General features: G+C 73.4%; 9 protein-coding genes. 7 read left to right on the top strand and 2 right to left on the bottom strand.

Annotated features, from left to right (window positions below):
* Window positions 1-391 (bottom strand): MBL fold metallo-hydrolase (locus G3I42_RS26025; protein ID WP_164289860.1); only part of this gene is annotated, 391 nt, incomplete at its 3' end.
* 292 nt (window positions 392-683) lie between these two features.
* Between G3I42_RS26025 and hrcA the strand changes: the two genes are divergently transcribed.
* The 6 genes from hrcA to G3I42_RS25995 all read left to right on the top strand — a co-directional run bounded on the left by hrcA (window position 684) and on the right by G3I42_RS25995 (window position 6,181).
* Complete coding sequence (gene hrcA, locus G3I42_RS26020) at window positions 684-1,700, top strand: heat-inducible transcriptional repressor HrcA (RefSeq protein ID WP_164289858.1); 1,017 nt, start codon at window positions 684-686, stop codon at window positions 1,698-1,700.
* Window positions 1,701-2,846, top strand: coding sequence for a molecular chaperone DnaJ (gene dnaJ / locus G3I42_RS26015; protein WP_164289856.1), 1,146 nt, complete (start codon window positions 1,701-1,703; stop codon window positions 2,844-2,846).
* 185 nt (window positions 2,847-3,031) lie between these two features.
* Entirely contained in the window at window positions 3,032-4,093 is a 1,062-nt protein-coding gene (locus G3I42_RS26010; RefSeq protein WP_164289854.1) for a nitronate monooxygenase, read from the top strand.
* Between the two features lie 72 nt (window positions 4,094-4,165).
* A complete protein-coding gene (locus G3I42_RS26005) occupies window positions 4,166-4,921 on the top strand; it encodes a 16S rRNA (uracil(1498)-N(3))-methyltransferase (protein WP_164289852.1) in 756 nt (251 codons plus the stop codon).
* Between the two features lie 166 nt (window positions 4,922-5,087).
* A complete protein-coding gene (locus G3I42_RS37870; protein ID WP_239096678.1) occupies window positions 5,088-5,279 on the top strand; it encodes a hypothetical protein in 192 nt (63 codons plus the stop codon).
* Between the two features lie 152 nt (window positions 5,280-5,431).
* A complete protein-coding gene (locus G3I42_RS25995; RefSeq protein ID WP_203607349.1) occupies window positions 5,432-6,181 on the top strand; it encodes a class I SAM-dependent methyltransferase in 750 nt (249 codons plus the stop codon).
* Between the two features lie 11 nt (window positions 6,182-6,192).
* Here G3I42_RS25995 and G3I42_RS25990 read toward each other — a convergent pair whose 3' ends face one another.
* Window positions 6,193-6,585 carry a pyridoxamine 5'-phosphate oxidase family protein gene (locus tag G3I42_RS25990; RefSeq protein WP_164289847.1) on the bottom strand — a complete coding sequence of 131 codons (393 nt, stop codon included), beginning with the start codon at window positions 6,583-6,585 and terminating at the stop codon, window positions 6,193-6,195.
* A gap of 184 nt (window positions 6,586-6,769) precedes the next feature.
* Here G3I42_RS25990 and G3I42_RS25985 point away from each other — a divergent pair, with 184 nt between their 5' ends.
* Window positions 6,770-9,991 (top strand): S41 family peptidase, encoded by a 3,222-nt coding sequence (locus G3I42_RS25985; RefSeq protein ID WP_164289868.1) that lies wholly within the window; start codon window positions 6,770-6,772, stop codon window positions 9,989-9,991.
* Window positions 9,992-10,272: the final 281 nt, after the last annotated feature.

Here is a 10,272-nt window from a genome sequence, read left to right as displayed (position 1 = left end):
CCCGCAGCAGCGCCGCGGACCGCCGCGCCTCGGCGGGGTCGAGCCCGTGCCGTACCGCGTCCTCGCGCAGTCCGGCGCGGCCGGACTCCGTACCGAGAAGCGCCTCGGCGCCCATCGCCGCGTACACCGGGACCTCGAAGGCGGGCGCGCCGAGGACGTGGTCGAAGTGCGGGTGCGTGAGTGCGAGATGCGTCACGTGCGCGCCGTCCCCGAGGAGGCGTTCGGCCGCGCGCCGCACCTCCTCGCCCTGCGCGAGGCCCCCGCCCGGGTCCACGAGGAGCGCCGCGCCCTCGCCCCGTACGAGCCCCGCCGTGCAGTCCCAGCCGGGCAGCCGCAGCCGCGCCACACCCGGCGCCGGGTGCTCCCACTCGGGCAGTTCGGTCAACTCCATCGTGCTCCCCGCTCGTCGGTGGCGGCGCGAGACGACCGGCCGCCGTTAGCCCGCCGTCCCCGCCCCGTCCCGGCCGTCCCTGCCGGCACCCTGCCCCGTTCCGTCCCCCTCACCCCGGTACGGGCCCGGCGCGCGGGCGGCGGGCCGCCGGTGAAGTGCCATAAAGCGCTGCCCGGCCTTGCCCGGGGCCCACCGTACGGCCGTACACTGGCCGGGGAAGTTCTGGCACTCAGACAGGGCGAGTGCCAGGCCCGGACCGGAGGCTCCGGCCGGAGGCCAGGGAGGTGGCGGCGTGCTCAGCGAACGCAGACTCGAAGTCCTGCGCGCCATCGTCCAGGACTACGTCGGCACCGAGGAGCCGGTCGGCTCCAAGGCGCTCACCGAACGGCACAGTCTCGGCGTCTCCCCGGCCACCGTGCGCAACGACATGGCGGCCCTGGAGGACGAGGGGTACATCGCCCAGCCGCACACCAGCGCGGGCCGTATCCCGACCGACAAGGGCTACCGCCTCTTCGTCGACAAGCTCGCCGACATCAAGCCGATGACCGCCCCCGAGCGCCGCGCCATCCAGAATTTCCTGGACAGCGCGGTCGACCTCGACGACGTCGTCGGCCGGACCGTGCGGCTGCTCGCGCAGCTCACGCGGCAGGTCGCCGTCGTGCAGTACCCCTCGCTGACGCGCTCCACCGTGCGGCACGTCGAGCTGCTCTCGATGAGCCCCGCGCGCGTCATGCTCGTGCTGATCACCGACACGGGCCGCGTCGAGCAGCGGATGATCGACTGCCCGGCGCCGTTCGGCGAGACCTCAGTGGCCGATCTGCGGGCCCGGCTCAACAGCCGGATCTCGGGCCGTCGCTTCGCCGACGTGCCCCAGCTCGTCCAGGATCTGCCCGACTCCTTCGAGCAGGAGGACCGCGGCACGGTCGCCGTCGTCCTGTCCACGCTGCTCGAAACGGTCGTCGAGGAGACCGAGGAACGGCTGATGATCGGCGGTACGGCGAATCTCGCGCGGTACGGGCAGGACTTCCCCCTCATGATCCGTCCGGTGCTGGAGGCACTGGAGGAGCAGGTGGTGCTCCTGCGGCTGCTCGGCGAGGTCACCGACCCGCGGATGGCGGTCCGGATCGGTCATGAGAACGCCTACGAGGGGCTCAACTCCACCTCGGTGGTGTCGGTCGGTTACGGTTCGGGCGGCGAGGCAGTCGCCAAGCTCGGCGTGGTCGGACCGACCCGCATGGACTACCCCGGAACGATGGGAGCGGTACGCGCAGTGGCTCGTTACGTCGGACAGATCCTGGCGGAGTCGTAAGTGGCCACGGACTATTACGCCGTACTCGGCGTGCGCCGCGACGCCTCCCCGGACGAGATCAAGAAGGCCTTCCGTCGGCTGGCCAGGGAACTCCACCCTGACGTCAACCCCGACCCGAAGACCCAGGAGCGGTTCAAGGAGATCAACGCCGCCTACGAGGTGCTCTCGGACCCGCAGAAGAAGCAGGTCTACGACCTCGGGGGCGACCCGCTCTCGCAGGCCGGCGGCGCGGGCGCGGCCGGTGGCGGCTTCGGCGGCGCGGGCTTCGGGAACTTCTCGGACATCATGGACGCCTTCTTCGGCACGTCCCAGCAGCGCGGCCCGCGCTCGCGGACCCGCCGCGGCCAGGACGCCATGATCCGGCTGGAGATCGACCTCAACGAGGCGGCCTTCGGCACCACCAAGGAAATCCAGGTCGACACCGCGATCATCTGCTCGACCTGCAACGGCGAGGGCGCTGCTCCGGGCACCTCGGCGCAGACCTGCGACATGTGTCGCGGGCGCGGTGAGGTCTCGCAGGTCACGCGGTCCTTCCTGGGCCAGGTCATGACCTCGCGGCCCTGCCCGCAGTGCCAGGGCTTCGGCACGATCGTGCCGAACCCGTGCCCCGAGTGCGCCGGTGACGGCCGCATCCGCTCGCGGCGCACGCTCACCGTGAAGATCCCGGCCGGGGTCGACAACGGCACGCGTATCCAGCTCGCGGGCGAGGGCGAGGTCGGCCCCGGCGGCGGTCCCGCCGGTGACCTCTACGTCGAGATCCACGAGACGGCCCACTCCGTCTTCCAGCGGCGCGGCGACGACCTGCACTGCACGGTGACGATCCCGATGACGGCCGCCGCGCTCGGCACGAAGGTCCCGCTCGACACGCTCGACGGGACCGAGGACGTCGACATCCGCCCCGGCACGCAGTCGGGCCAGTCCGTGCCGTTGCACGGGCGCGGGGTCACGCATCTGCGCGGCGGCGGGCGCGGTGACCTCATCGTGCACGTGGAGGTGCAGACGCCCGGGAAGCTCGACGCGGAGCAGGAGCGGCTGCTGCGGGAGCTGGCGAAGCTCAGGAACGAGGAGCGGCCGACGGGGCAGTTCCAGCCGGGGCAGCAGGGGCTCTTCTCGCGGCTCAAGGACGCGTTCAATGGGCGGAGCTGAGGTGTAGTTGGGCCGGGGCGGGGCCTCTCGGGGCTGCGCCCCGGGCCCCGTTTCGGGGCTCCGCCCCGGGCCCCGGGTCTTCTGGGGCTCCGCCCCAGACCCCGCTCCTCAAACGCCGGAGGGGCTGGAGTGCTTTCGCCGGAGGGGCTGGAGCGAGGTCCTCTGGCTCGTGGGACGATTTTGGGATGTCCTCTGTGTTCGGCGAGTTGTTGCGCCATCCTGTCGTGCAGGCTCCGATGGCCGGTGGTGCCTCCTGTCCTGAGCTGGTCGCCGCCGTGTCGGAGGCCGGGGGGCTCGGGTTTCTCGCCGGGGGGTACAAGAGCGCCGAGGCGGTACGGGACGAGGCGCGGCGGACCCGGGAGCTGACCGGGCGGCCCTTCGGCGTCAACCTCTTCCTGCCCCAGCCGGAGGGGGACGCCGACGCCGTCGACGCGTACGCGGACGGGCTCGCGGGGGAGAGCGAGCGGTACGGGGCACCGCTCGGGGGCCTTCCGCAGGGCGCGCTCGACGACTTCTTCGACGCGAAGGTCGCCGTCCTGCTCGCCGAGCCCGTCGCCGTCGTCTCCTTCACCTTCGGCTGCCCCAGCCGCGACGTACTCGACGCCTTCCAGCGCGTCGGCACCCTCACCGTCGTCACCGTGACCACGCCCGAGGAGGCGCGCGCCGCGCAGTGGGCGGGGGCGGACGCGCTGTGCGTGCAGGGTGTCGAGGCCGGCGGCCACCAGGGCACCCACCACGACGACCCCGCCACCGACGGCTGCGGGCTCGGACTGCTCAGCCTCCTCGAACAGGTCCGCCACACCGTGCCGTTGCCCTTCCTCGCGGCGGGCGGTCTCATGCGCGGCACGCAGATCGCCGCCGTGCTCGCGGCGGGGGCCGAGGCCGCTCAGCTCGGCACCGCCTTCCTGCCCTGCCCCGAATCCGGGGCGCACCCCGTGCACAAGGCCGCGCTGACGAGCCCGCACTTCACCCGTACGACGCTCACGCGGGCCTTCTCGGGCCGGCCCGCGCGCGGGCTCGTCAACCGTTTCGTACGGGCCCACTCAGCCGAGGCTCCGGCCGCGTACCCGCGCGTGCACCACCTCACGGCCGGACTGCGGCGCGCCGCGGCGGGCGCGGGCGACGCGGACGGCATGGCACTCTGGGCCGGGCAGGGCCACCGCCTGGCCCGTACCCTCGCCGCCGGGCGTCTCGTCGAAACGCTCGCCGCCGAGACGCGCGCGGCACTCACGCCGCCGGCCCGCTGACTCCGGGGCGCCTGAGATCCTCCGCCGCCTCCGCACCCGTACCGCCGTACCCGTACCGCTGAAAGGACCGGCATGACCGCCGCCGTTTTCCTCGCTCCCCGGCTCGCCGAAGAGGCCGTGCCCGGCGGGGCCTTCGTCCTCGACGGGCCCGAGGGACGGCACGCGGTCTCCGTGAAGCGCTTGCGTCCCGGTGAGGAGATCGTGCTCAGTGACGGGGCGGGGCGGTGGGCGCCGTGCGTCGTGACGGCGGTCGAGGGCAAGGACCGGCTGAGCGTGGAGGTCGGTGAGCTGCGCGAGGAGCCGGTGCCGAGTCCGCGCCTCGTCGTCGTCCAGGCGCTGCCCAAAGGGGACCGGGGGGAACTCGCCGTCGAGACGATGACCGAGACGGGTGTCGACGCGATCGTGCCGTGGCAGGCGGCGCGGTGTGTGACGCAGTGGCGCGGTGACCGGGGCGCGAAGTCCCTCGCCAAGTGGCGGGCGACCGCGCGCGAGGCGGGCAAGCAGTCCCGCCGTCCCCGCTTCCCCGAGGTCGCCGACGCCGTCTCCACGAAGGAGGCGGCGGCCCTCCTCGCCCGCGCGGCGCTCGCCGTCGTCCTCCACGAGGACGCCGGAACCGCGAGCACCCCCCTCGCCGCACTGCCGCTCCCCGACGAGGGCGACATCGTCCTCGTCGTCGGCCCCGAAGGCGGCGTCGCCCCCGAGGAGATCGCGACCTTCACCGAGGCCGGCGCCCACATCTGCCGCCTGGGCCCCTCGGTCCTGCGCACCTCCACAGCGGGCACGGCAGCGGTGGCCCTGCTGTCGGGGCGGACGGGACGGTGGGGGTAGACGGGGGGGCTCGTGGTGGGGTGTGAACGCGGTGCCCCTCTGCGCGGGCCGGATGAACGGCAGTGCGCGAACTCACTGAATTCGAGGGCCTGACGGGATGGGCGACCTGGCGTGGGATGACGTGCGGCCTTTCTTCGGGACAGACGGGTCCGGGACCTTGCCGGATGTGCGTGTTCCGAGGGCCTCGGTGGATGACTGGCAGGCGGTTCTCGACCTCGTGGGCGAACGGGGCTGGAAGTCCCGGTACGTCGAGGGCGAGACCGTGCTTCCGGTGCCCCGGGCCGAGGTCGGCTGGGCAGATCCACTGATGCCGGGTGCGCGGCACTACGGGTCTGGCTCCAGGACGATGTGCTGGTGATCTTCCGATGCGAGGCCGCGGACGAGATCGGCTTCGACGTGCGGCTCGGACGGGTTGTCCTTCTCGCGGGAGGGCGTGGTGGGTGACTTCGCTCGTGGAGTAACTTTCGGGCAGGCGTGGTGGATTCGGGTGGGGGCGTCAAGCATGGGGAGATGACTCGTGCTTCCTCGCAGGGCCTTTCGTTCGAATCCGTTGCCGCCGGGTACGCCGCGCACCGCCCCTCCTATCCCTCCGCTCTCCTCGACGTCGTCGAGGAATTGGCCGGGTTCTCGCTTGCCGGGGCGCGCGTCGCCGATGTCGGGGCCGGGACGGGGCTGGGGACGCGCGTGCTGGCCGAGCGGGGCGCCCGGGTGGTGGGGGTGGAGCCGGGCCAGGAAATGGCCGCTCGGTTCCGGATCGGGCTGCCCGAAGTTCCGCTCGTACTCGGGGACGGCAACGCCCTGCCACTGGGCTCCTCCTCTCTCGACCTCGTCACCTACGCCCAGTCCTGGCACTGGACCGAGCCTCGCCGGTCCGTTCCCGAGGCGCTGCGCGTGCTCCGGCCCGGAGGCGCGCTCGCGCTCTGGTGGAACGACTCCGACGGCGGCGTCCCCTGGGTCGCCGGGCAGGACGCCCGGCTGCGCCGGCTCTTCGGAGGCGGCGACGGCGCGTACGACCCCGAGGCCCGCTTCCGGCGGCTGCCGGACGAACTGCCGTTCGTACGGTGGCAGGTGCGGTGGAGCCGGAGCGTCTCGCTCGACGCGCACCTCGCCAACCTCGCCACGTACTCCGACTTCCTCGTCCTCGGCGAGGAAGGGACGAACCGCTTCCTCGCCGAGGAGCGGGAGATCCTGGCCGGAGTCTTCCCGGACGGGACCGTCCGGGAGGAGTACGTGGTCAGCCTCGCCGTCGCCGTGCGGTGACCCGGGGGCCGTCAGCCCGTGAGGGACGCCGGGACCCAGGCGCGTACCGCTATCTCCAGGAGCACCCGGCGCTCTCCCGGGCGGGCCGGTATCGCCGGGTCCCAGCCGTACTTGGCGAGGAAGGACTCGCGTACCCGGGCGGGGAAACCGGTGCGGTGCAGGCGGGCTTCGCCCTCCGCCACCAGCGGCTCGGGGCCGTCCAGGGCGAGGGTGGCGCGCGGCCGGCGTTCGAGCAGGCGCACCAGGGTGCCGCCCGCCGCCGCGCCGATCCACCACACGCCTTCGAGGAAGACGAACCACGTGGCACGCACGAGGGGCGGCCCTTCCGCCCGGGCAGCGCACAGCCACACGGTCCGCGCCGTGCGCAGCCGTTCCTGAGCGGGGTTGTTCTCCGTCGTCGTCACACCCCCATCCCAACCCCTGCGAGGTCCGCGCGGAAGCCTTCCGCGCAGATCTGTGGATAACTCCGGGTAATCAATACATCGCCTCACTCGAACGAGTAACGGCTGTCGCGACTTCCGCCGAGTTGTCCACAGCTTGCCCGGCAGGCCCTGTCCCCTGTCCTTCACCGTGCTTAGGGTGGCTCTTGTGACACAGCCTGCCTACCTACGGTTTCCGCACATCCATGGCGAGTTCATCGCCTTCACCGCCGAGGACGACGTCTGGATCGCCCCGCTCGACGGAGGGCGTGCCTGGCGCGTCAGCGCCGACAACGTTCCCGTTCAGCACCCGCGGATATCTCCCGACGGTGCCACGGTCGCCTGGACCTCCAAGCGCGAGGGCGCCCCCGAGGTCTTCGTCGCGCCCCTGGAGGGCGGCCCGGCCCGCCGCCTCACCTACTGGGGCAGCCAGAAGACGTCCGTACGCGGCTGGACCCCCGAGGGCGAGGTCGTGGCGATCACCTCGCACGGCCAGGCGTCGATGCGCCGGACCTGGGCGCACGCCCTGCCCCTCGACGGCTCCGCGTCCCGCCGCCTCCCGTACGGCCCGATCGGCGCCCTCGCCCACGAGCCGGGCGGCGAGCGCGTCCTGCTCTGCTCCGTCCCGAGCCGCGAACCGGCCTGGTGGAAGCGCTACCGCGGCGGTACGGCGGGCAAGTTGTGGCTCGGCCCGGACGCGGAGGGCGCCTGGCAGCGGGTGCACGCGGACCTGGACGGCAATATCGAGGACCCGCTCTGGGTCGGCGAACGCATCGCCTTCCTCTCCGACCACGAAGGCGTCGGCGCGCTCTACTCCTCGCTCCCCGACGGCAGTGACCTGCGCCGCCACTCGCCGGTCGAACCCGACGGCTTCTACGCCCGTCAGGCCGCCACCGACGGCACCCGCGTCGTCTGGTCGAGCGCGGGTCGGCTGTGGATCCTCGACGACCTGGAGAGCGCCGAGCCGCGGCTGCTCGACATCGGGCTCGGCGGCCAGCGCGCCGACCTCCAGCCCTTCGCGATCTCCGCGTCCCGCTGGCTCTCCGCCGCCCGCCCCGACCACACGGGCCGCGGCAGCGCCGTCCTGGTACGGGGCGCCGTGCACTGGGTGACGCACCGCGACGGACCGACGCGCGTCCTCGCGGGCGAGCAGGGGGTACGGGCCAGGCTGCCGCGCACCTTCCGGCTCGACGGGGAGGAGTGGGTCGCCTGGGTGACCGACGCCGAGGGCGAGGACGCCGTCGAGTTCGCGCCCGCCACCGGGACGGCCCCCGGCACGGCCCCGCGCCGCATCGCGCGCGGCAAGCTCGGCCGCGTCCTCTCCTTCACGGTCGCCCCGGACGGCGAGCGGCTCGGCGTCGCGAGCCACGACGGACGGGTGCTGCTCGTGGAGCGCTCGACGGGCGAGGTGCGCGAGGTGGACCGCAGCGAGGACGGGGACGCGAGCGGGCTCGTCTTCTCGCCCGACTCGACGTGGCTCGCCTGGTCCCACCCGGGCCCCTCCCCGCTGCGCCAGCTCAAGCTCGCGCACGTCTCGGACCTCGCCCCCGTCGAGGCGACCCCGCTGCGCTTCAAGGACTACAGCCCCGCCTTCACCCCGGACGGCAAGCACCTCGCCTTCCTCTCGGACCGCGCCTTCGACCCGCTCTACGACGCGCACAACTTCGATCTCGCCTTCATCGGCACGACCCGCCCGCACCTCATCACGCTCGCCGCGACGACCCCCTCGCCCTTCGGCCCGCAGCGGCACGGCAAGCCCTTCGAGACCCCCGACAAGGAGGGCACCCCGGAGAGCGGTGAGGGCGGCGGCCCGCAGACCCGGATCGACGTGGAGGGTCTCGTCGACCGGATCGTGCCCTTCCCCGTCGAGGCCGGCGAGTACTCCTCGCTCCAGGCCGCCAAGGACGGCGTGCTGTGGCTCAGCCACCCCGTCTCCGGCGTCCTCGGCACCTCCGGCGCGGGACCCGAGGACGACGGCGCCAAGACGAGCCTGCTCCGCTGGGACTTCCCGCAGCAGCGCGTCGAGGAACTCGCGGGCGACGCCCAGTCGTACGCGGTCACGGGCGACGGCAAGCGCGTCCTGCTCCGCGGCGGCGACAAGCTCCGCGTCGTGCCGAGCGACCGCCGCGCCCCGGGCGAGGAGGACCACGAGAACAACGTCGCCGTCGACCTCGGCCGCATCCGGCAGCTCGTCGACCCCGCCGCCGAGTGGCGGCAGATGTTCGACGAGACGGGCCGGCTCATGCGGGACAACTTCTGGCGTCCCGACATGGGCGGCATCGACTGGGACGGCGTCCTCGACCGCTACCGGCCCGTCCTGGAGCGCGTCGCGACCCACGACGACCTCGTGGACCTGCTGTGGGAGGTGCAGGGGGAACTCGGCACCTCACACGCGTACGTCACCCCGCCCGGTCACGGCCACGGTGCCTTGCGCGCCGGGCTGCTCGGCGCGGACATCTCCCGGCACGAGGACGGGCAGTGGCGCATCGACCGCGTCCTGCCCTCCGAGACCTCCGACCCGCACGCCCGCTCCCCGCTCGCGGGGCCCGGGATCGCGGTACGGGCCGGGGACGCGCTCCTTGCGGTCGGCGGCCGTCCGGTGGACCCGCTGCTCGGCCCCGCGCCGCTCCTCGCCGGGACGGCCGGTCATGTCACCGAGCTGACCATCGGCCCGGCGGACGGCGGCGAGCCGCGGCACGTCGTCGTCGAGCCACTGCGCGACGAGGAGGCGCTGCGCTACCACGACTGGGTCGCCGACCGCCGCGCCTACGTGCACGAGAAGTCCGGCGGACGGCTCGGCTACCTGCACGTGCCGGACATGATCGGCTCCGGCTGGGCGCAGCTCCACCGCGACCTGCGGGTGGAGATCGCCAAGGAAGGGCTCGTCGTCGACGTGCGCGAGAACCGGGGCGGGCACACCTCGCAGCTCGTCATCGAGAAGCTCGCCCGGCGCATCATCGGCTGGGACGTGGCGCGCGGCATGCGGCCGACGAGCTACCCGGAGGCGGCTCCGCGCGGGCCCGTCGTCGCGGTCGCCAACGAGTTCTCCGGCTCGGACGGCGACATCGTCAACGCGGCGATCCAGGCGCTGAAGATCGGGCCCGTCGTCGGGACGCGGACCTGGGGCGGTGTCATCGGCATCGACAACCGGTACGGGCTCGTGGACGGGACGGCCATCACGCAGCCCAAGTACGCCTTCTGGTTCGAGACGGTCGGGTGGGGCGTCGAGAATCATGGCGTCGACCCGGACGTGGAGGTCGTCGTGGCGCCGCAGCAGTACGCGGCCGGGGCGGACCCGCAGCTGGACGAGGCCATTCGGCTGGCGCTGACCGGCTTGGAGGAGACCCCGGCGAAGCGGGCTCCCGCCCTGCCCGGGGGTGATGCGGAGTAGGTGACCCGGGCCGGGGCGGGCCTCGCGGGGCTCCGCCCCGGGCCCCGGGTTCGGGCTTCGCCCGGGTTCGGGGCTCCGCCCCGGGCCCCGCTCCTCAAACGCCGGAGGGGCTGGAATATGTGGCGCCGGAAGGGCTGGAATGCGTGGGCGCCGGAAGGGCGGGCGTGTGTGGCGCCGGAAGGGGTGGAATGTGTGGTGCCGGTGGGATCCGGTGTCGGGTTCTCGGGGGCCGGGAGAGCTGATGCGGGGCGTCGGTTCGGTGGGTCGATACCATTTCCCGG

The organism is Streptomyces sp. SID11385 (assembly GCF_010548245.1).
GTDB lineage: Bacteria > Actinomycetota > Actinomycetes > Streptomycetales > Streptomycetaceae > Streptomyces.
This window is presented reverse-complemented; position numbering and strand designations above follow the sequence as displayed.